The 20764-nt window shown below is 45.6% G+C and carries 17 protein-coding genes; 12 read left to right on the top strand and 5 right to left on the bottom strand.

From position 1 onward, the window contains the following. Positions 1–105: 105 nt before the first annotated feature. The 3 genes from deoA (at position 106) to deoD (ending at position 3495) form a co-directional block, all read left to right on the top strand. Positions 106–1434, top strand: a complete 1329-nt coding sequence (deoA, locus tag RH88_RS05705) for a thymidine phosphorylase (RefSeq protein ID WP_005594110.1) — start codon at positions 106–108, stop codon at positions 1432–1434. A gap of 57 nt (positions 1435–1491) precedes the next feature. Next, positions 1492–2712, top strand: coding sequence for a phosphopentomutase (gene deoB / locus RH88_RS05710; RefSeq protein ID WP_005594111.1), 1221 nt, complete (start codon positions 1492–1494; stop codon positions 2710–2712). A 63-nt stretch (positions 2713–2775) separates the two neighbouring features. After that, entirely contained in the window at positions 2776–3495 is a 720-nt protein-coding gene (gene deoD / locus RH88_RS05715; RefSeq protein ID WP_005594112.1) for a purine-nucleoside phosphorylase, read from the top strand. 219 nt (positions 3496–3714) lie between these two features. Here deoD and RH88_RS05720 read toward each other — a convergent pair whose 3' ends face one another. Then, entirely contained in the window at positions 3715–4317 is a 603-nt protein-coding gene (locus RH88_RS05720; RefSeq protein WP_005594113.1) for a YtjB family periplasmic protein, read from the bottom strand. 151 nt (positions 4318–4468) lie between these two features. Between RH88_RS05720 and serB the strand changes: the two genes are divergently transcribed. Then, complete coding sequence (serB, locus tag RH88_RS05725; protein WP_005594114.1) at positions 4469–5449, top strand: phosphoserine phosphatase; 981 nt, start codon at positions 4469–4471, stop codon at positions 5447–5449. Between the two features lie 78 nt (positions 5450–5527). Here serB and RH88_RS05730 read toward each other — a convergent pair whose 3' ends face one another. Continuing rightward, the gene (locus tag RH88_RS05730) at positions 5528–7870 is read right to left on the bottom strand and encodes a PilZ domain-containing protein (RefSeq protein ID WP_005594115.1); all 2343 of its coding nucleotides are present in this window, start codon (positions 7868–7870) and stop codon (positions 5528–5530) included. 133 nt (positions 7871–8003) lie between these two features. On the opposite strand from RH88_RS05730, the gene radA reads away from it, so the two are divergent. Both radA and fusA read left to right on the top strand, forming a co-directional pair. Continuing rightward, positions 8004–9383, top strand: a complete 1380-nt coding sequence (gene radA / locus RH88_RS05735; protein ID WP_005594116.1) for a DNA repair protein RadA — start codon at positions 8004–8006, stop codon at positions 9381–9383. A gap of 560 nt (positions 9384–9943) precedes the next feature. Further along, positions 9944–12031, top strand: coding sequence for an elongation factor G (gene fusA / locus RH88_RS05740; protein ID WP_005594117.1), 2088 nt, complete (start codon positions 9944–9946; stop codon positions 12029–12031). Positions 12032–12166: 135 nt separating this feature from the next. Here the strand turns inward: fusA and RH88_RS05745 are convergent, their stop codons facing one another. The 3 genes from RH88_RS05745 to RH88_RS05755 form a co-directional block, all read right to left on the bottom strand. Beyond that, entirely contained in the window at positions 12167–13060 is an 894-nt protein-coding gene (locus RH88_RS05745; protein WP_005594118.1) for a LysR substrate-binding domain-containing protein, read from the bottom strand. A gap of 272 nt (positions 13061–13332) precedes the next feature. After that, entirely contained in the window at positions 13333–15018 is a 1686-nt protein-coding gene (locus tag RH88_RS05750; protein WP_005594119.1) for an AMP-binding protein, read from the bottom strand. Positions 15019–15199: 181 nt separating this feature from the next. Beyond that, positions 15200–15913 (bottom strand): helix-turn-helix domain-containing protein, encoded by a 714-nt coding sequence (locus RH88_RS05755; RefSeq protein ID WP_005594121.1) that lies wholly within the window; start codon positions 15911–15913, stop codon positions 15200–15202. A gap of 322 nt (positions 15914–16235) precedes the next feature. On the opposite strand from RH88_RS05755, the gene RH88_RS05760 reads away from it, so the two are divergent. Genes RH88_RS05760 through RH88_RS05785 form a run of 6 tightly spaced genes read left to right on the top strand, consistent with a single transcriptional unit; the run spans position 16236 to position 20744 of the window. Further along, a complete protein-coding gene (locus tag RH88_RS05760) occupies positions 16236–16415 on the top strand; it encodes a hypothetical protein (RefSeq protein WP_005594122.1) in 180 nt (59 codons plus the stop codon). A 16-nt stretch (positions 16416–16431) separates the two neighbouring features. Then, positions 16432–16923 (top strand): A24 family peptidase, encoded by a 492-nt coding sequence (locus RH88_RS05765; protein ID WP_005594123.1) that lies wholly within the window; start codon positions 16432–16434, stop codon positions 16921–16923. Between the two features lie 25 nt (positions 16924–16948). After that, the gene (locus RH88_RS05770; RefSeq protein WP_005594124.1) at positions 16949–18259 is read left to right on the top strand and encodes a hypothetical protein; all 1311 of its coding nucleotides are present in this window, start codon (positions 16949–16951) and stop codon (positions 18257–18259) included. A 17-nt stretch (positions 18260–18276) separates the two neighbouring features. Further along, positions 18277–19032: a Flp pilus assembly protein CpaB gene (gene cpaB, locus RH88_RS05775; RefSeq protein WP_005594125.1), complete on the top strand. Its 756-nt coding sequence runs from the start codon at positions 18277–18279 to the stop codon at positions 19030–19032. A 7-nt stretch (positions 19033–19039) separates the two neighbouring features. Next, on the top strand, positions 19040–20506 hold the full coding sequence (locus tag RH88_RS05780; protein ID WP_040757854.1) for a type II and III secretion system protein family protein: 1467 nt from the start codon (positions 19040–19042) through the stop codon (positions 20504–20506). A 10-nt stretch (positions 20507–20516) separates the two neighbouring features. After that, a complete protein-coding gene (locus RH88_RS05785; protein WP_005594127.1) occupies positions 20517–20744 on the top strand; it encodes a hypothetical protein in 228 nt (75 codons plus the stop codon). Positions 20745–20764: the final 20 nt, after the last annotated feature.

Genomic DNA, 20764 nt, shown 5'->3' on the forward strand with positions numbered 1-20764 from the left:
GATGGTGTAAAAATTCTGTCTGTTTGATGAAGTGGTGCTAGCCATCACTTCAATCTCTACCTCTATTCCCTACAACCATAACTCGCACGAGTATGGGAGGATCTAATGTACTTACCTCAAGAGATCATTCGTAAAAAACGTGACGGCGAAGTGCTGACCAGCGACGAGATCAACTTCTTTATTCAAGGCGTAGCAAACAATACTGTTTCTGAAGGTCAGATTGCTGCGTTTGCTATGACGATTTTCTTCAATGAAATGACGATGCCAGAGCGTATTGCCCTAACGTGCGCAATGCGTGATTCAGGCATGGTCATCGATTGGAGCCACATGAACTTCGGTGGTCCGATTGTTGACAAACATTCAACCGGTGGCGTGGGTGACGTAACGTCCTTAATGCTTGGCCCTATGGTGGCAGCATGTGGTGGTTTCGTTCCGATGATCTCTGGTCGTGGTTTAGGCCACACAGGTGGTACGCTCGATAAACTTGAAGCGATCCCTGGCTACAACATTACTCCAAGCAATGAGGTCTTTGGTCAAGTGACTAAAGACGCCGGTGTTGCGATCATCGGTCAGACGGGCGATCTTGCTCCGGCTGATAAGCGTGTATACGCAACGCGTGATATCACCGCAACCGTTGACAATATCTCGTTGATTACTGCGTCAATTCTGTCTAAGAAACTGGCTGCGGGTCTTGAGTCACTGGTGATGGATGTCAAAGTAGGTTCAGGTGCCTTTATGCCAACTTACGAAGCATCAGAAGAGCTGGCAAAATCAATCGTGGCCGTTGCCAATGGCGCAGGTACCAAAACCACCGCCATCCTGACTGATATGAACCAAGTACTTGCATCGTCAGCAGGTAACGCAGTTGAAGTGCGCGAAGCTGTGCGCTTTTTAACTGGCGAATACCGTAACCCTCGCTTACTAGAAGTGACGCTAGCGTCTTGTGCGGAAATGTTGGTGTTGGCTAAGCTGGCGAAAGACAGCGAAGAAGCGAACGCTAAACTGATGGAAGTGTTGGATAACGGTAAAGCAGCAGAGTGTTTTGGCAAGATGGTCGCAGGCCTTGGCGGCCCGGCAGACTTTATTGCGAACTACGATAACTATTTAGAAAAAGCGCAGATCATCAAGCCAGTGTTTGCTGAGCAAAATGGTGTGGTTTCTGCGATGGATACCCGTGCGATTGGTATGGCAGTGGTTTCTATGGGTGGTGGTCGCCGTGTGGCGACGGATGAAATTGACTACGCAGTTGGTTTTGACCAGTTCATTCGCTTAGGTGAAGTGGCTGACGAGAATAAACCATTGGCACTGATTCATGCCCGCTCTGAAGAGCAGTGGCAAGAAGCGGCCAAAGCACTGCGTAACGCAATTCAAATTGGCGGTGAGTACACCCCAACGCCAAACGTATATTGTCAAATTCGCGCTGAAGACGTTTAAACTTAATTAAGGCCTACTTAATAATAACGAATTCCAAGTGGGCCTGAGGAACGAGCAATGAAAAGAGCATTTATTTTAGTCCTAGACTCATTTGGTATTGGTGAAACAGCAGATGCTGCACAATTTGGTGATGTTGGTGCTGACACCATGGGCCACATTGCAGAGCAGTGTGCGAAAGGTTTAGCCGATAACGATCAGCGCAGCGGCGCACTGAAACTGCCAAATTTATCTAAGCTTGGTTTGGCGATGGCGCACAAAGAATCAACCGGTCACTTTGCTGCTGGCCTTGAGAGTGATGTTGAGATCATTGGTGCTTACGGTCATGCGGCGGAGCTCTCTTCTGGTAAAGATACTCCGTCAGGTCACTGGGAAATTGCCGGTGTACCGGTATTATTCGACTGGGGCTACTTTACCGATAAGAGTAATAGCTTCCCTAAAGAGCTGACTGATCGCATTCTTGCGCGTGCGGGCCTAGAAGACTATTTAGGCAACTGCCATGCGTCAGGCACACAAGTGCTTGATGATTTGGGCGAAGAGCACATGAAAACGGGTTTGCCAATTTTCTACACTTCGGCTGATTCTGTATTCCAGATTGCGTGTCATGAAGAGACTTTCGGCCTTGAGCGTCTATTGGAGCTTTGCCAAATCGCTCGTGAAGAGTTGGCAGACTACAACATTGGCCGTGTTATCGCTCGTCCATTCATTGGCCCAGGTAAAGGTCAGTTTGAACGTACTGGTAACCGTCGCGATTTATCGGTTGAGCCGCCAGCAACCACCGTCTTGCAAAAGCTGGTTGAAGAGAAGCAAGGTCATGTGGTTTCAATCGGTAAGATTGCTGATATCTATGCGAACTGCGGTATTACTAAGAAAGTAAAAGCGACCGGCATCCCAGCGCTATTTGATGCAACGCTAGAGCAGATTAAGCAAGCGGGTGACAACACGATTGTCTTCACTAACTTTGTTGATTTTGACTCTGCTTACGGTCACCGTCGTGACGTCGCGGGTTACGCAGCAGCGCTAGAATATTTCGATGGCCGCATCAATGAAGTTCTAGAATTGATGCAAGAAGATGACATCCTGATCCTAACCGCCGATCACGGTTGTGATCCGACATGGCAAGGTACCGATCATACACGTGAGCATATCCCAGTGATCGTTTACGGTCAGAAGGTGCCTGCTGGCTCGTTAGGCCTGCGTGATACGTTTGCGGATATCGGCCAGACACTAGCAGGTTATTTTGCTACATCTCCGATGGATTATGGCAAAGGCTTCTTGTAAATTACTTAATGGCGCTACGGATAGTCGTAGCGCCTTACTTATATTTTGAAAAGGAATACACAAATGGCAACTCCACATATTAATGCTGAAATGGGTGCTTTTGCAGACGTAGTTCTAATGCCGGGCGACCCGCTACGCGCTAAATACATTGCAGAAACGTTCCTAGAAGACGTAGTTCAAGTATGTGATGTTCGTAATATGTTCGGTTACACCGGTACTTACAAAGGTCGTAAGATCTCGGTTATGGGCCACGGCATGGGTATTCCTTCATGCTCAATCTATGTTACAGAGCTAATTAAAGACTTTGGTGTGAAGAAAGTGATCCGTGTTGGTAGCTGTGGCGCGGTTAACGAAGACATTAAAGTACGTGATGTGGTTATCGGTATGGGTGCTTGTACTGACTCAAAAGTAAACCGTATTCGTTTTAAAGATCACGACTTTGCTGCGATTGCAGATTACAAAATGGTTCGTGCAGCTGAAGATGCAGCAAAAGCTCGTGGTATCGACGTAAAAGTCGGTAACCTATTCTCTGCTGAACTGTTCTACACGCCAGATCCAGAAATGTTCGACGTAATGGACAAATACGGCATCGTGGGTGTTGAAATGGAAGCGGCGGGTATCTACGGTGTTGCAGCTGAATACGGCGCGAAAGCACTGACTATCTGTACTGTTTCAGATCATATTAAAACAGGTGAACAAACCTCTTCTGAAGAGCGTCAAAACACCTTTAACGACATGATGTTGATTGCCCTAGATTCAGTTCTACTTGGCGACGCAGACTAATAACGTCGATTAGAGTGCTCACTTCGAGAGTTGGAGATGTTGCGCTTTAGATATCAAGATAACCTTTATGCGTTGTCTTGAAGCAAAATAAAAGGGTTGAAGTATGACTACTTCAACCCTTTAAAATATCTCGCTTCTCGCTTCTCGCTTCTCGCTTCTCGCTTCTCGCTTCTCGCTTCTCGCTTCTCGCTTCTCGCTTCTCGCTTCTCGCTTCTCGCTCTACATCTCTTTCAGCAACAAGTTTTCACCCTTGTTCTTTGGCTTACGGCGAATAATGAAGGCCAATAAGAAACCAGCCACAAAACTCACTCCGACCATCGAGTACATGTAGCGATCACTCTTGCGGTAATAGTGATCGGAAAAGGCGGTCAACTTACCGGTTTCAAAGGTCATACGAATAAAACCGACGATGCTATTGTCATGCATGATGGGCTCAACCAACTGCTGACGGCCAATCCGCGCCGTTTCCAATGGGGTATCTAAGCCCAGGATTTCACGTACTGATTTGGCTTTATCGCTGGAGGCAAGGCGAATACCTTCCGCATTATAGATTGTGGCATCAAACACCAATTTGTCTTGTGACAATTGATTGGTGAGGCGTAACAAGCGCTCTTGGTCACCTTCAGAGATCATGGTGCCAGCCGACAGAGAGGCTTGAGAAATGAGTACTTTCGTAAATGTTTCGAGCTGGTTTGCTTGGATCTGTTCGTTACCTTTGGTGATTTTCACGCTATTAACCGCAATCATCGCACCGCCAGCAATCAAAAACAGAATGACCAGCACTCTTATCGCCATACGAAATGAAAACAAAGAAGAGTCCATTAGTTACCTTCCATTACCTTAGAGTCGTATAGCAGTGAGCTGTGACTCGCGGGCTAAAACATAAAATATCGTATACACTGCGCATATTGAGACTTGCGTTACCAAATTGCAATAGGGTAACGTGGAAGCAATTTTAACAGGAATTTTTGACATGGATATGTTTAATACCTTATCAATACGTCGTCATACGACGCTACTTAATCGCTTACCTGAAACCCAGCAGTCTACTAATTTCGATCGCAAAAAGGCTGGTTGGATTGTGTTTGCTCACTATCTCAATGGGCAACAGTTTGATGACATCGATTTTTTCACTGGTGAATATAACCCGATCGTCGATGTTTGGAAGGTCGGGCAATATGAAGTTGCTTTGATGGCAGGCGAGCTGACCGCTGAATTGGAAGAGATTTTACAAGCTCTAGAGCTCGACTATGCACAACTGCGCGATATTCCCGATCTAACTAAGCCGGGTTTGATTGTGATGGACATGGACTCGACGGCGATTCAAATTGAGTGCATTGATGAGATTGCTAAGTTGGCTGGTGTCGGCGAGGAAGTCTCGGCGATCACTGAGCGTGCGATGCAAGGTGAACTCGATTTTGAACAAAGCTTACGTCAACGTGTTGCTAAGCTTGAAGGTGCTGACGAAGGTATTCTTAGCCAAGTGCGTCAGTCATTGCCGTTAATGCCCGATTTAGGTGAGCTGGTGACTACGCTACACAAGTTTGGCTGGAAGAGTACGATCGCTTCTGGTGGCTTCACCTATTTCTCTGATCACTTACAGCAGATGCTTGGCCTTGATCATGCCCAATCAAATGTATTGGAAATTGTGGATGGTAAGCTGACGGGGAAAGTGTTGGGGGAGGTGGTCTCTGCGCAGACCAAAGCGGATATTTTGCTGCAACTGGCAGAGCAATATCAGATAGAAGTGCATAATACGATTGCTGTCGGTGATGGCGCGAATGATCTCACTATGATGGGTGTTGCCGGTTTAGGTATTGCTTATCATGCTAAACCGAAGGTTGAACAACAAGCGCAGAGTGCGGTGCGCTACAGTGGTTTAGGTGGTGTGCTGTGTATCTTATCTGCGCAGCTTATTCAGCAACAGAAAATCAGTTTTAAGCCACTACCTTAAGTGACTTGATACGAATCGAGTAAAAAAGCGAGCCGAAGCTCGCTTTTTTTGTTTCTACACGACGCATTGTGAGAGGCGCTATTGTGTTAGCTCAAGGCGAATCAACACTTCTTCAGTAATATCGATATATTCGCTGTAACCGACAATCGAACAGATCTCTTTCTCGAGCGTACGCGCTTGGTGCATGCTGATGTTGCTTAGATCTTCCAGATCTTTGCGCAGTAAAGCGGTAATTGGGTCAAACACAGGCGTTGCGCAGATCCTCAAAGCATAAAAATCCCCCATTAATTGGGTCTTTTTAATGAATTCGATACGTTCATGTGTCGATTCAAAGTCACTTGAGAGCATGGTTTCGAGCGATTGAATACGTGAGCCAAATTTGATTGCCGATATATACAACTCTTGATATTGCGGGGTTGCCCCCTCGATGCGTTTCATCGGCGCCGCTAATAATGTGGTGGTACGCCCCTTATAGACTGCTTCTAAAGAGTATTTATCATTGTGTCCTAACTTGGCAAATAGCGTTAAGTGAGGCAGCAGCGGATAGTTCACGCCAATCACTTTCGGCTTTAGGCTATTGCCTTTTTTTTCCACGAATAGCGGCGTACTGATCATCTTGTCGAGCAAAACATTATGCAGGCTTTCTAGTAACTCTTGGCTTGGCAAGTTCTCTTGTTTGGCGACTAACTTTTCGTGATTGTGTTCAATCAGGCGGCCAAAGAAGGTCATGGTACGGCGGTTTTTACTGTTGTTATCCATCACCAGTTGCACCCGTTTTCCACCCGGACTAATGCGAATAACGGTATAAGGCACTTTGCTTAATTGCAAAGAACGGTCATAGAGCTGCAACTCACTGAAGTTGATGTCGCATTGATCGCCCGCTTTGAGCTCTATCGGGGTGTTCAAAGCAACGTATAGACCACGACGAGAAATATCTAAGGTCACGCCCGAAGCTTGCTGCCCTCTGGCTGACAAAAATAGCGGTGAGCGGAACTGATAACGAGGTTCTCTGCGACGGCTTTGTGCATCAAAGTAGAGACTGATTGGGGTATCGACACAATTACGTTTGTGACAGAAACGGTTCAGCTCGCTGGTGGCTAAACGCGGCTTTTCCGTCAGCAAATAATCTTTGCCAGAATGATGATCCGCGATCTCTTGTAAAATACCAAAGTGAGTCAGTTCTCGGGTTAGGTCTAAAGAGTCAGGTGGTAAATTCACCAGATGTTCGCGCTCGTGTTCCGAAAGTTCAAATACCGAAAGGCGAAACACTTTCCAGCTCTCTTTTTTTGCGCCCACATGCCAAAACAGTTGGCGCTGTTCACGCGTAGCCTCAGGCATCATCATTGAGAAGAAACGTTCTTTATCGCCTTGTTGATGCTTGAAGGAGTAGAGCACATTATTGCTGCCACGTACGCCGGGTTTGGTGAGCAGCTCCATCCGTTCTTGGCTAAATAGGTTGGAGAGCGTTAATTGGTTGCGCTCATCATTCCAATATTGCCAAATAGCTTGGTTGTTTTCGGTCATCAAGACCATTTTCAACTCATTGCCACTAAAGAACACCGGCAGGTTGCATGTGTGTTTGAGATAGTTGTGTTCATAGCCACGTGAGCGGGCTCGGATCACTTTATCTTGATTATCGTGACGCGCTTTGAGTGAATGGGTGTGGAGAAATTGGGTGATGATTTCATCCACCACTGGGGTTTCATCGAGTTTGATTACGCGTAAAAATCGAACGGCGTCATTTTCATGTGATTCATCAATGCCAACAATGCGATACTGGATCGCCTCTTCGATATTAACAATCTTGTTGCTACGAGCCACTTCGGTATAAACAACCGAGATCACTTCCCCCAATTTATAATCAAAAGCAGAAGGGGCTTTAAGTCGACCACCAGAAGGGGAAATGTCCACTGTAACGCCATGAACCAGTTGATCATTGGCGAGGTGGATTTCAATCTGGGTTGAGATCTTGAGTCGGTTTTCTTTTCGTTTCAGATCGTAGCCCATCACGATGGGTTCGGCGTGGAAGCTGATGGCTGTGTTAGTGAGATCAGAGCCTTGCGGCTTACCTTTCTGGTTCATCACTTTAAAACTGTTACGTGTGTTACTGAGTGAGTCAAAGACTCCTTCGGTATAACCACTGAATTTACGTACGTTTTTGTGATAGATATTAAAAGCCACATCATCGAGCCAATGAGTGATGCCATCTAACTCGTATTCTCGACATTCTCCTTTCACTCTGCCGCGCAAATCGATAGAACGATAGCAGGGGGTAGTCAGGCGTTTGAGTTCCATCTTGACCAGAATTTTTAACGACGGCGGTTCGCCATCTGTCAATTGTGACAGAAGGTATTCAAAGTCCTCCGTTTTATATACGGGGATCAGTCGTTCTGAGATAGAGAGTATTGCCTGCTTCTGCATGTTTTTTTAAGCCCGTCCTTGTCTAAACTGATATCGGCCTTGATTATTAGATCTTTAGTGATATGTTACGGCGAATCAAGTCTATAAGCTGGCTATTTAGGCTGCCAACATCACAAAAACACATTGAGGTCACATGGCAAAAGCAAAACGAGCATACGTTTGTAATGATTGCGGGGCAGATTTTCCTCGTTGGCAAGGTCAATGCAGTGCCTGTGGCGCTTGGAATACCATCAGCGAAGTGCGCCTTGCCGCATCTCCTGCGGTTGCACGTAATGAACGATTGACCGGTTATGCTGGCTCTGGCGATGAAAGCCAAGTGCAAACCTTGGCGGAAATTAATCTGCAAGAGGTGCCGCGCTTTAGCAGTGGTTTTAAAGAGCTCGACCGAGTGCTTGGTGGCGGCATCGTACCTGGGGCGGCGATTTTGATCGGTGGTAATCCTGGGGCGGGTAAATCAACATTACTGCTGCAAACCATGTGTCTTTTGTCCGCACAAATGCCGACCTTGTATGTCACGGGTGAAGAATCATTGCAGCAAGTGGCCATGCGCGCTTCACGTTTAGGCTTGCCAAAAGAGCATCTAAAAATGCTCTCAGAAACCAATGTCGATCGTATTTGCCAAGTGGCTGAGAAAGAGCAGCCAAGAATTATGGTGATCGATTCGATCCAAGTCATGCACGTTGCTGATGTGCAATCATCACCGGGTACGGTTGCGCAGGTGCGTGAGTCAGCCACGGCGCTGACGCGTTATGCTAAGCAAAATAATGTCGCCGTGTTTATGGTTGGACATGTCACCAAAGATGGCACATTGGCAGGCCCGAAAGTCCTTGAGCATATTATTGACTGCTCAGTATTACTGGATGGTGGTACCGATACCCGTTTTCGTACCTTACGCAGCCATAAAAACCGTTTCGGTGCGGTGAATGAGTTAGGCGTATTTGCTATGACAGGGCAAGGCTTACGTGAAGTCAGTAATCCGTCGGCGATTTTCCTTTCTCGCGGTGAAGAGGAAACCTCTGGCAGTTCCGTGATGGTGGTTTGGGAAGGGACGCGTCCACTCTTGGTTGAAATTCAAGCCTTGGTCGATTATTCACAACTGGGCAATCCACGCCGTGTGGCAGTGGGCTTAGAGCAAAACCGTTTATCGTTGCTGCTGGCTGTATTACACAAGCATGGTGGACTGCAGATGGCGGACCAAGATGTATTCGTTAACGTCGTTGGTGGTGTGAAGGTGACCGAAACCAGTGCTGACCTTGCTTTGGTTATGGCATTGTTGTCGAGCTTTAGAGATCGTCCACTACCAAAAGATGTGGTGGTGTTTGGTGAAGTCGGCTTAGCGGGAGAAATTCGTCCTGTGCCAAGTGGCCAAGAACGTCTCAATGAAGCATTTAAACACGGTTTTAAACGCGCGATAGTTCCCGCGGCCAATATGCCTAAAGGCGGTATTGAAGGCATGCAGATCCACGGAGTTAAAAAACTTTCGGAGGCAATTCAGGCGTTCGACGAGCTTTGAATTTCTATCGGGTCGATTGAGTTGCAGTATTGAATTTATCTTGGTGCTGCATTGAGGGGAATTGCGCGAGTGCAAATCTAATTTGATGACGCTGCGGCGTCTATAATTGATACTATTCCGTTGATGCAAGAACCATTTGGTTGAAATGCAACCGCTTTTCATCTTGCTAGCACTGAACAAAATCGGTAGGCTTAGCGCAAATTGAACGCTTAAAGATACCCCTGACTCAGATATAACGACTTTCGTGTACCGCATGGCAGAAAACATGCAGTGTTTTCGGTGTTATGTTGCTCTTCTTTTTTCCATCACACAGTCTTAATGCTGCTGGTTCTTTGCTCTGAAAGCAGCGCATTGATGTGGCAATTTTTGAGGTAAGAATGGAAACAGAAAGAGACGAAAAGAGGGGACTTTAGGACGAATTGTGAAAAGTTGGCTATCCTTTCTCTGAGTGGAAAATGGGCCAAATATTTTTTTCAATCCAACTGCATGCAAAGGTATCAGTCTTGACAGAATATGATATACTCTGCGCGCACTTTATACCTTATTAACAGAGTAAGACAATGACTGATTTATCAAAATACAGAAACATTGGTATTTTTGCTCACGTAGACGCAGGTAAAACTACTTCTACAGAGCGTATCCTTAAGCTAACTGGTAAAATCCACAAGATCGGTGATACACACGACGGTTCAACTACTACTGACTTCATGGAGCAGGAAGCTGAACGTGGTATTACAATCCAGTCTGCAGCTACTACTTGTTTCTGGAACGATCACCGCCTAAACATCATCGATACTCCTGGACACGTTGACTTCACAATCGAAGTTTACCGTTCTCTTAAAGTACTTGATGGTGGTATCGGTGTATTCTGTGGTTCTGGCGGTGTTGAGCCTCAGTCAGAAACTAACTGGCGTTACGCTGACGAATCTCACGTATCACGTATCATTTTCGTTAACAAACTAGACCGTATGGGCGCTGACTTCTACAAAGTTTGTGACCAAGTACAAAACGTACTAGGTGCTACGCCACTAATCATGACTCTACCTATCGGTATCGAAGACGATTTCGTAGGTGTTGTTGACGTACTAAGCCAAAAAGCTTACGTATGGGATGAGTCTGGTCAGCCAGAAAACTACGAAGTTCAAGATATCCCTGCTGATATGGTTGAGCAAGCGGCTGAATACCGTGAAATGCTAATCGAAACTGCAGTAGAGCAAGACGACGAGCTAATGATGGCTTACATGGAAGGTGAAGAGCCTTCAGTTGAAGACATCAAACGTTGTATCCGTAAAGGTACTCGTGATCTAGCGTTCTTCCCTACTTACTGTGGTTCAGCGTACAAGAACAAAGGCATGCAGCTTATTCTTGACGCAGTAGTTGATTACCTACCTTCTCCAACAGAAGTAGATCCTCAACCTCTAACTGACCCAGATACTGGTGAAGCGACTGGCGAATTCGCAGTTGTATCAGTAGATGAGCCACTAAAAGCGCTAGCGTTCAAAATCATGGACGACCGCTTTGGTGCACTTACGTTCATCCGTATCTACGCTGGTAAACTGAAGAAGGGTGACACTATCCTTAACTCAGCAACTGGTAAAACTGAGCGTATCGGCCGTATGGTTGAGATGCACGCGAACGACCGTAACGAGATCGATTCAGCACAAGCTGGTGACATCATCGCAGTTGTTGGTATGAAGAACGTGAAGACTGGTCACACTCTATGTGATCCTAAACACGAAGTAACTCTTGAGCCAATGATCTTCCCAGAACCAGTAATCTCTATCGCTGTTAAGCCTAAAGATAAAAACGGTTCTGAGAAAATGGGTATCGCGATTGGTAAAATGGTTTCTGAAGATCCATCTTTCCAAGTTGAAACTGACGAAGATTCAGGCGAAACCATCCTTAAAGGTATGGGCGAACTTCACCTAGACATCAAAGTGGACATCCTTAAGCGTACTTACGGCGTTGAGCTAGAAGTAGGCGCTCCACAAGTAGCTTACCGTGAAACTATCACTCAAGCAGTTGAAGATAGCTACACGCATAAGAAACAGTCTGGTGGTTCAGGTCAGTTCGGTAAGATCGACTACCGTATCAAACCAGGTGAGCCAAACTCAGGCTTCACGTTCCGCTCTGTAGTAGTTGGTGGTAACGTACCTAAAGAATTCTGGCCTGCAGTAGAGAAAGGCTTCGCTAGCATGATGGACAACGGTGTTCTAGCTGGCTTCCCAACTCTAGACGTAGAAGTTGAACTATTCGACGGTGGCTTCCACGCAGTTGACTCTTCAGCTATCGCTTACGAAATCGCTGCTAAAGGCGCATTCCGTCAGTCTATGCCTAAAGCTGGCGCGCAACTTCTTGAGCCAATCATGAAAGTTGACGTGTTCACTCCAGACGACCACGTTGGTGACGTAATCGGTGACCTTAACCGTCGTCGCGGTATGATCAAAGATCAAATGGCTGGTACTACTGGCGTACGTATCAAGGGTGATGTTCCACTTTCAGAAATGTTTGGTTACATCGGTACTCTACGTACTATGACTTCTGGCCGTGGTCAGTTCTCTATGGAATTCTCTCACTACTCACCATGTCCAAACAACGTGGCAGAGCAAGTGATTGCAGAAGTTAAAGAGCGTAACGCTAAGAAGTAATTCTTAAGTTAACTCTATAATTTCAAAGCCCCTTGAGCGTAAGCTCAAGGGGCTTTTTCTTTATTCGCAAGTCTAGTTTTTGTCGATAGATGCCGGCGCATTTACCTGCCTTAGCTCAGGTATTTTGAGGCATATCTATTGGCTGATCTCCTCATGTAGCCAAGAGGTGAAGGCTTTTATTCGCTCCCTACGTGGTGATTCTTGCGCGGTAAATAGGTTGAACTGGATGCCGGGTGTTAAGCCGATATTAAAAGGTTTAACCAGTAAACCTCGCTCAACAAAGTCACTGGCTAAACAATCGCTGGCTAGGCAAGCCCCATGTCCAGCAACAACGGCGCTCATTGCCATATCGAAGGTGTCTACCTCCATCCAATGCACGGCATTGTCATTCATCTTTAAGCCATTACATTCGAACCATTGATGCCACTGAAAAGAGGGTGAGTCAAAGTGGATCAACCAGCAATCGAGCAGTTGTTTAGGATCATCAAAGGTGGTCGATTCCGCCAGTGATGGCGAACAGAAAGGAAAAATCGGCTCTTCAAACAGCAACTCTTTCTCTAGTGATTCTTCACCAATTAGGCTTTCGCCTTGCCAAATGGCGACATCGACTTCGCCATGTTGCACATCCATCGCTTCACACGTAGTAATGATGCGAATGGAAATGTCAGGATGCTCGAGGGTGAACTTCCATAAGCGAGGTAACAACCAGCGTGAAGCAAACGAAGGGGGAGCACTGACTTTAAGTAAGCCATCTAACGGTTCATTCTGGATCTTATTGAGACCACAAATTACTTGTTCAAAGCCAAGAGCCACATGCTCTAGTAGCGTTTGACCTTTGGAGGTCAGTGCCATACCACGCCCTTTACGCTGAAAGAGCTTACAGTCTAGATCATCTTCTAAACGTCGGATGGTTTGACTAACAGCCGCTTGGCTGACAAACAATTCATCGGCAGCTTTGCTGTAGCTTTGTAATCGAGCAGCCGCTTCAAAGTAACGTAAGCTGGAAAGAGTTCTAAGTCGCTTGTCCATAAGCCTCTACTATATTGGTTTCTTTAAGAAGAAAAAAAAGAAGTGTTCAAAAGCATCGCATTGAACAAATGATCTTCATCATACAAACCTAGCGAGGAGAGGCAAGCGGTGATGGTCGATAGGATAGAGCGGAGTGCGGAATATGACGATTGGGTTTCAGTTTTACCTAATCGGCTCGGCCCCGAGCCCAAGAAACAGAGAGGAAAAATCTGCTGGCGAAGAACCGCTGAAGAGTTCAAACCAAAAGGAGCGCCACGCGCTCCTTTTCATGATTATTTCTCCCACACCACCAATTGGTCTTTCGGCCAGTTGGCACCAACATCATGGTACTTTTTCTCTAGAATATGTCGTTTAATTTTAAGCGTTGGTGTTAGCACGCCATTTTCGATGCTCCAAGGTTCTTTGATCATCAGCACACCTTTGATCTTCTCGTGGGAGGCCAATTTGGTGTTCATGCGCTCAATCACTTTTTGCGTACTACGCTCATAACGCTGCGGATCAAAGTTGGGGAAGTCATGCGGCACGACCAACAATATAGGTCCTGGCAGACCAAGGCCAATCAAACACATCATCTCAACACGAGTGTATTCAAAGAGTTTTTTCTCGATCGGCACGGGGGCCACAAATTTCCCTTTGGCTGTTTTGAAGGTGTCCTTTTTACGGCCTTGAATGGTGAGGTAACCCTCACTGTCGATTGAGCCGATATCGCCAGTGTGCAACCAGCCGTCACGATCAAAGGATTCTTGAGTGGCGATATCATTTTTGTAGTAACCCGAAAATAGGCCCTTACCGCGTACCATGATCTCTTCATCGTCGGCGATTTTTAACTCGATCCCCGGCCCTGCATTCCCCACGCTGCCAATTTTATCGGCGCGAAATGGGAAGTTAAGCGTGCTGTAAGCGAAGGATTCGGTCATCCCCCATGCTTCAGTAATATTCAGACCGACACGGTGATACCAATCAAGCAGTGCAGGAGAGACAGGGGCAGAGCCACATCCTAAAACTCGGGCTTGATCTAATCCCAAGCCATCGGCTAATTTTTTCTTAATCAGCGTATTCACAAATGGGATTTTCAGCAGAATATTGAGTTTCTTTTGCGGCAGTTTGTCTTGGATTCGTTGTTGGAATAACGTCCATAGCCGCGGCACGGAAATGAACAAAGTTGGCCGCTGCATTTTTACATCATCGATAAAGGTATCCAGTGATTCAGGAAATGCGGTTTCGATACCGCCCATAATTGAAGATCCAAAAATGTAGACTCGCTCAGTGATGTGCGCCAAAGGTAAATAAGAAAACAGTCGATCGCCACGTTCAATTTGAATGTGATTAATCAACTGCTGAACAGACCAAGCAAACGCGCCGTAGGTCAGCATTGCCCCTTTAGGCAATCCAGAAGTTCCTGAAGTATAGACAATCGACATCAGTTTATCGTCGTGATGCTGAGGCCTTGCTTCACTTGGCTTTGACTGTTCAATTAATGCGGTGAATTGATGCTGGCAGCGTGGCGCGGTGTCATAGGCAAGACTAATGGTGATTAGTTCAGGCATAGCATCAATCACTTGCTGAGTTGCGGCAGGATCATCAAGCTTACCGCCAATCAACACTTTGCTCTCACTGTGAGTGAGACAGTATTCGATGGTATCTGCGCCGGCGGTTGGAAAAATAGGCACACTGACAAAATCGCCTAACATCATGGCTAAATCACAAATAAACCACTCGGCACAATTTTTCGAAACGAGTGCTACTCGATCGCCGGGGCGAATCCCTAGCTCGTTGAGTGCACTGACTAACCTCAGAGCTTTATCGGCAACATCAGCGTAACTGTATTCGACAAATTGGCGATTAATAATCTGCTTGAGATAAATTTCATCTGGGCGTTCTTGAGCCCATTTAAGAATCATGTCACTGGCAGGGGGAAGCGTGCAATTTGTATTGCTCAATTGGTCTGGCTGAATCATTGTCTAACTCCATGTTATTGGCAAAGATTCCCTTCGTTCTATGGTGGGTATGGCTTAGCACTTGGGAGAGCAAGAACTGCGCTAAGCGTTACTTTCCTGATGAAGGATTATTGTTGTTAATTATTTGTTAATATTAGCATGTTAATCAAAATGTCGATAAGGAATCGTTCAAAAGTGTGAATCAGTAACTCTGTCGATAGGCGGCAGGTGTGGTGCCGGTTTTCTTTTTGAATATCCGAGAAAAATAAGAGACATCGTGGTAGCCACATTGATAGGCGATATAGGCGATCTTAGTATTGTCATTGTGAGTCAGCATCCGCTTCGCGAGGCTAATCCTTTGATGAGTGACGTAGTCTCTAAAGCACATGCCCACTTTTTTACGAAAGACTTTAGAGAAATAAGTGACTGAGTAGTGACAAAGGTTAGCTGCGTTCTCTTCTTTAATTTCTGTTTTGATGTTTTCAGAAACGTACAGCAGGGCGGGCGCGAGTTCTAAGTCGATATTCCCTTGATATTTTCGCAGGCTAGGGTGCTGAGCTAGGTCGAGAAAGTATTTTATTTCAACTTGGTCCAGCCATTCCTTAGCGGTTCGTGGACTAAGTTGATAGCAATCTGCAATGGCACTATTAACAAAGTTGCTGTCCATGTCATTGGCATGAATAACAATCAAATGCTTGTCTAAATTCTGGCACATCATTAAGGCGCTATTAAGGCATTGAACATACTGCGGGCGGAAAAAGAAAAAGCAGTATCGAACCTCTTTATCACTCAAAATCGCAGTGTCTTGCTGGCAATCGATGATGCGAAAGCGCTTTTCGAGCATGGTTGCGAAATAGGGCGGGCAGTGATTCAGTGGTGCTCCCAGCCAGCAAACCGTCGCTAAATTATCCATCATTCCTTTGCTCCAATTGTTCCTAATTAAAACCTCCTAGTTCAACGATGACGTTGTGAATCTTTTGTTTTATTAGAATTGTTAGGTGACTGGTTGAGTAGTGAAATTGCGACCCATGTTTAGTTATCTTAGTAAACTTGATGGAAATTGTGACTTTATTTCGCTCTGTAGGAAATTTAGAGGTAGACAAAAATGTGCAATGAGTTGGCAAAAAAGTCCTAACAATAGAATTTCTTGGTGACCTACTGTTAAGTGACAGCGACGCCGTTGACGACGTAAAAACGCTGTTTATTTAATTAAAGTCGAGCTTAGTGAGGACAAGGATATGAAATCTATTCGCAATGAAATTAAACAGTTTATGCAAGACGAAGAAGGCCTAACACTTTTGGAATACATTTTAGGTGCAGCGCTTATTGTTGCGGCGTTACTCGCAATTGACTTCTGGGGCACGCTTGCAGGCAAATTTGAAGATGTCGGTACCGAGATAGACACAATTGGTGATTAATTGTTAAGGCGAAACTATGCACATTACTGACCTTTTGTTTTGGGTGTTGTTGTTTGCAATCGGTGTTTCAGATGCTCAGAAGCACCGTATTCCAAACAAGCTAGTCTTGGCACTATTGCTCGTTACTACGCTTCATATTTTAGTTTACGAGCAAGCGGCATGGTTAGATCACCTGGTAGCAGGAATTATTTCATTCAGTGTGTGCTTAGGCCTTTATGTGCTTCGGATCATGGCCGGAGGCGATGTTAAGTTGTTATTTGTCATCGGGTTATGGTTAGGCATTGATCAACTCGCAGGTGGTTTGATTGCGATTATTCTTGCCGGCGGGGTTGTTGGTGGGTTTTATCTACTGCAATACCTTGCACGATCGTCGTTTAGCATTATGTATAACACCCGTGGTTACTATTTAGAAAAGGCCAGTTTTGGTTTGCGTAAACAGACAAAACTTGTCATCCCATTTGCCCCTGTTGTGGTGATTGGTCTTGCGAGCTTTTACTACATTAATTAGCCACATTAACTGACAGGAGGTCAGTATGGGTTCTTCTCTGCACAATGAGCTGGTACCTCAGATAACACCTCCAAAAGTGCCGTCTAATAGTAAAGCATTAGGTATTCCGGCTGCTGTGGTAGAGAACCTTTTGTTAAAACATCTCTCCGCTTATCCCAAAAGTGATTTGTTGGAGTTAACTCAGCGACTTGGGGTTGTTTCTCATATCGTTGAAGATGCTTTAGTGCAATTACGCAGTCGAAATTGGGTCGTGGTTTATCAACCGAGCAGCGATTTTGCTAACAGTGTTTACTCTGATATTCGGTATGGGCTGACCGAACTTGGTCTGGCTGAGGCGGAGTTAGCTTATCGTAAAGACGCCTATTTAGGACCGTTACCGGTGTCATTAGAAGAGTATATTGAGGTGGTTAAAGCTCAAGATATTCGAATTAATCCCATTACACGTAAAGATGTTGAGCATGCATTGTTCGATGTGTTTGGCTCGGAGCATCTTGTGCCTGTGTTGGGGCCAGCGATAAATTCTGGTCGAGCACTATTGCTTTATGGACATGCCGGTACGGGGAAAAGTTTCGTCGCATCAAAAGTGCTTAATGCTTTGAATACCTCAGTATTTATTCCCTATGCCATTTATGCCGATGGCAACATTATTCGTGTTTTTTCCGCGCAGCATCATCGCCGTTTAGATGATAACCACTCACAAAGTTTTGTCAGTTTAGAGCATCACTATGATAAACGCTGGGTGTTGTGTGAGCGACCGAATATTCAGGTTGGTGGTGAGCTGACGATGGATATGTTGGAAGTGAACCACAATGAGCACAATCGTGTTTGGAATGCCCCTCTGCAAATGATGGCGAATAACGGCATCTTAGTGATTGATGACTTGGGGCGCCAAGCGATGCCCGTTGAAGCATTGCTTAATCGTTGGATTGTACCCATGGAATATCTGGTCGATCACCTTGGCCTACCGAATGGTCAACAGCTCACTGCACCATTTCATCTTACACTCGCATTTTCGTCGAATTTATCGCCAAGTTCTATTGCAGATCCGGCATTTTTACGTCGAATTGGCTACAAGATTGAGTTCTCACCATTAGAGAGATCTGACTATATCGAACTGTGGCATAGCGTAGCCGAAGAAAAATCACTTGAGCTATGTGATGGCTTCTTTGAGCAATTATTTGCATTACATCAAAACAACGAAACAGAATTCTACCCTTGCTTACCTAAAGATTTGCTGGGGATAAGCAGAGATATTCTAGTGTTTGATGAACAACCAAAACGAGTCTCTCCAACGATATTAAGCAGTGCTTGGGGATTGTATTTCACCATTGATTGACAAGGAGATTTCGTCTTATGAGCCGAAGTCAAATTTTAATGTTATTGCTCCTCTCAGTGGTTCTAGGTTTAGGGGCGGTATTTGTCGCGAAACGCTGGATTGATACACAATCTCAGCCAACGGTTGAGTTGGAGCAAGTTGAGCGCCATCCCGTACTGATTGCTGCCAATGAACTTGCCCCCGGTGTTGTTTTAGAAGATAAGCACCTAACCACCAAGCTCATCGAAGTGGATTGGATTACCGATGAGATGCTGAAAACGCCAGAACAGGCGGTTGGTAAGATTGTAACCAATACCATTTACGCTGGTGAGTTGGTTAACCCTGCGCGGTTATCACTACCAGGTGAAGGAGCAACGCTAGCGGCGCTCATTCCTGAGAACAAACGTGCGGTAACGATACGAGTGAATGACGTTATCGGTGTCGCAGGTTTCCTACTACCGGGTAACCGAGTTGATGTCCTCAATACGGTCAGTAACAGCCGGGGTAATTATGCCAATACCCGAACGGTATTAAAGAACATCAAAGTGTTGGCGGTGGACCAAACCGCTAAGACCAACGATAGCAAGCCGGTAATCGTTCGTGCGGTGACGTTAGAAGTGAGCCCGAAGGAAGCGGAAAAGCTACTCACAGAGAACAGCAAAGGTGACATACAACTGGCGTTGAGAAATCCACATGAAGTTGATAAGCCAGTGGTTGCGAAGCGAAAAACCTATGCACCCAGTGTGACCGTCATTAAAGGATCTCAGGCTTCGAAAGTCCGAGTAAGCGATTAGGTGAGTTATGAAAATAATAATAGTGTTCTTATTTCAAATGCTTTTAGTCAGCTTTTCAGCCGGAGCAGTGACAGGCCAAACTGGCAAGGTAATCAGTGTCCCTCATCATCAATCGACACAGGTGGTGATTTCTGGAAAAGCGAAGAAAGTGACGTTAGGTGATCCTGAAGTGGTGGACATGCTAATGCTTCGTTCCAATGAAATGTTGTTGATTGGTAAGCGTTTAGGTACCACCAATATTTCTGTATGGGATTCTCGTGGCCGCATTGTGGAGTCGTTTAATGTTGAGGTGACCCACGATATCAACACGCTAAAAGCTAAGTTGCATCAGTTTCTACCCAATGAGCGTATTGAAGTGCATAGCTCACAAGAGAAGATCGTATTGAAAGGTTTAGTGACCAGTCAGCAGAATATGGATACTGCGATCAAACTGGCTGAAACCTTTTCAATTGGTGAGGCGGCAGATGAAAATAATGACAATAAAGATGAGCAAATTGAAGAGAGCTCAGTCATTAACTTATTGACCATCGGTGGCGCCCAGCAAGTCACACTGGAAGTGACGGTTGCCGAGGTTCAACGTTCACTGGTTCGCCGTTTCGATTCTAACTTCCACTTTTTCCAACGTAGTGGTGATTTTACTTGGGGGGCAACAAGTGCTGGTGGCGGTATTACTGATATCGGTCCAATCCTCAACATACCCGCGGTGGAAGACTTTGGCTTTTTAGGCTCATTTGTTGATAGCAATACACTGTTTACTTTCGCATTGGACATCGCCAAGCAAAATGGGGTCGCTAAAGTGCTGGCCGAACCAAGTCTTACGGCACTCAGTGGTACCAAAGCTGAGTTTTTAGCCGGTGGTGAATTTCCCATTCCGGTGCCCGATGAAAATGGCATCACCATTGATTACAAAGAATACGGTGTTTCCTTAGACTTTGTTCCCTATGTTCTTAGCGACCAAAAAATCAATTTAAAAATGATGGTTGATGTGAGTGAAATCGCGAACTCGGGTGTATTGGCCTATAACCCCAATGAGATCAATGCCACTTTTCTCGTGCCACCGATTACCAAGCGTAGTGCGGGTAGCACGTTGGAGTTGGCTGATGGCCAAACCATCGGGATTGCCGGTTTGCTGAGTGAAAATGCGCGTAATGTGGCGAATGGTATTCCGGGTATTTCAGATGTCCCTGTTCTTGGGCAGTTATTTAAGTCAGAAGAGTTTACTTCTGGTGAAACGGAGCTGGTTATTTTGGTGACGCCAAGATTAGCCAAACCGATCGATAGACGCAGAATAACATTACCAACCGATGGTTTTGTTAATCCTAATGATGTTGAATTTTACTTGCTTGGCCAAGGGGCTCGATTGGACTTCGATAAATATCGATTGCCAACCAATACGCAAGTAAATGAGCAAGACACAATGGAATTCAGTTCGGCTGATGGTGGTTCTGAGGGCAAATTCGGGCACAGTTTGTAAGGAGGCGACAATGAAAAACACAATCGCAATGAGCATGGTTTTCATCGCATTTGGCCTTGCAGGCTGCGCGAATGACCCTGAACTAGGTATTACTGTATCTCAATTAAAAGCAGAGCAAACGTACAACCCCAATGCATGGCAAGAAAATTTAGGTTATGTGCCGGATGGTAATGGGCAGCGCTCTCAAGTGAGTTTAGAGACATACAACAATAACGGGGTCACCAAGGAACAAAAGTGAGCGATCGCTTAGGAGGAACT

It is taken from the genome of Vibrio scophthalmi LMG 19158, from assembly GCF_000222585.1.
In the GTDB taxonomy this organism is placed as follows: domain Bacteria; phylum Pseudomonadota; class Gammaproteobacteria; order Enterobacterales; family Vibrionaceae; genus Vibrio; species Vibrio scophthalmi.

Excerpts from the sequence above, each read along its gene's own strand:
- RH88_RS05745 (WP_005594118.1), bottom strand. The coding sequence starts at position 13,060 with ATGGACAAGCGACTTAGAACTCTTTCCAGCTTACGTTACTTTGAAGCG.
- RH88_RS05720 (WP_005594113.1), bottom strand. The coding sequence starts at position 4,317 with ATGGACTCTTCTTTGTTTTCATTTCGTATGGCGATAAGAGTGCTGGTC.
- RH88_RS05770 (WP_005594124.1), top strand. The coding sequence starts at position 16,949 with ATGGGTTCTTCTCTGCACAATGAGCTGGTACCTCAGATAACACCTCCA.
- RH88_RS05760 (WP_005594122.1), top strand. The coding sequence starts at position 16,236 with ATGAAATCTATTCGCAATGAAATTAAACAGTTTATGCAAGACGAAGAA.
- RH88_RS05780 (WP_040757854.1), top strand. The coding sequence starts at position 19,040 with ATGAAAATAATAATAGTGTTCTTATTTCAAATGCTTTTAGTCAGCTTT.
- fusA (WP_005594117.1), top strand. The coding sequence starts at position 9,944 with ATGACTGATTTATCAAAATACAGAAACATTGGTATTTTTGCTCACGTA.
- RH88_RS05785 (WP_005594127.1), top strand. The coding sequence starts at position 20,517 with ATGAAAAACACAATCGCAATGAGCATGGTTTTCATCGCATTTGGCCTT.
- RH88_RS05765 (WP_005594123.1), top strand. The coding sequence starts at position 16,432 with ATGCACATTACTGACCTTTTGTTTTGGGTGTTGTTGTTTGCAATCGGT.
- cpaB (WP_005594125.1), top strand. The coding sequence starts at position 18,277 with ATGAGCCGAAGTCAAATTTTAATGTTATTGCTCCTCTCAGTGGTTCTA.
- RH88_RS05750 (WP_005594119.1), bottom strand. The coding sequence starts at position 15,018 with ATGATTCAGCCAGACCAATTGAGCAATACAAATTGCACGCTTCCCCCT.
- radA (WP_005594116.1), top strand. The coding sequence starts at position 8,004 with ATGGCAAAAGCAAAACGAGCATACGTTTGTAATGATTGCGGGGCAGAT.
- RH88_RS05730 (WP_005594115.1), bottom strand. The coding sequence starts at position 7,870 with ATGCAGAAGCAGGCAATACTCTCTATCTCAGAACGACTGATCCCCGTA.
- deoD (WP_005594112.1), top strand. The coding sequence starts at position 2,776 with ATGGCAACTCCACATATTAATGCTGAAATGGGTGCTTTTGCAGACGTA.
- RH88_RS05755 (WP_005594121.1), bottom strand. The coding sequence starts at position 15,913 with ATGATGGATAATTTAGCGACGGTTTGCTGGCTGGGAGCACCACTGAAT.
- serB (WP_005594114.1), top strand. The coding sequence starts at position 4,469 with ATGGATATGTTTAATACCTTATCAATACGTCGTCATACGACGCTACTT.
- deoA (WP_005594110.1), top strand. The coding sequence starts at position 106 with ATGTACTTACCTCAAGAGATCATTCGTAAAAAACGTGACGGCGAAGTG.
- deoB (WP_005594111.1), top strand. The coding sequence starts at position 1,492 with ATGAAAAGAGCATTTATTTTAGTCCTAGACTCATTTGGTATTGGTGAA.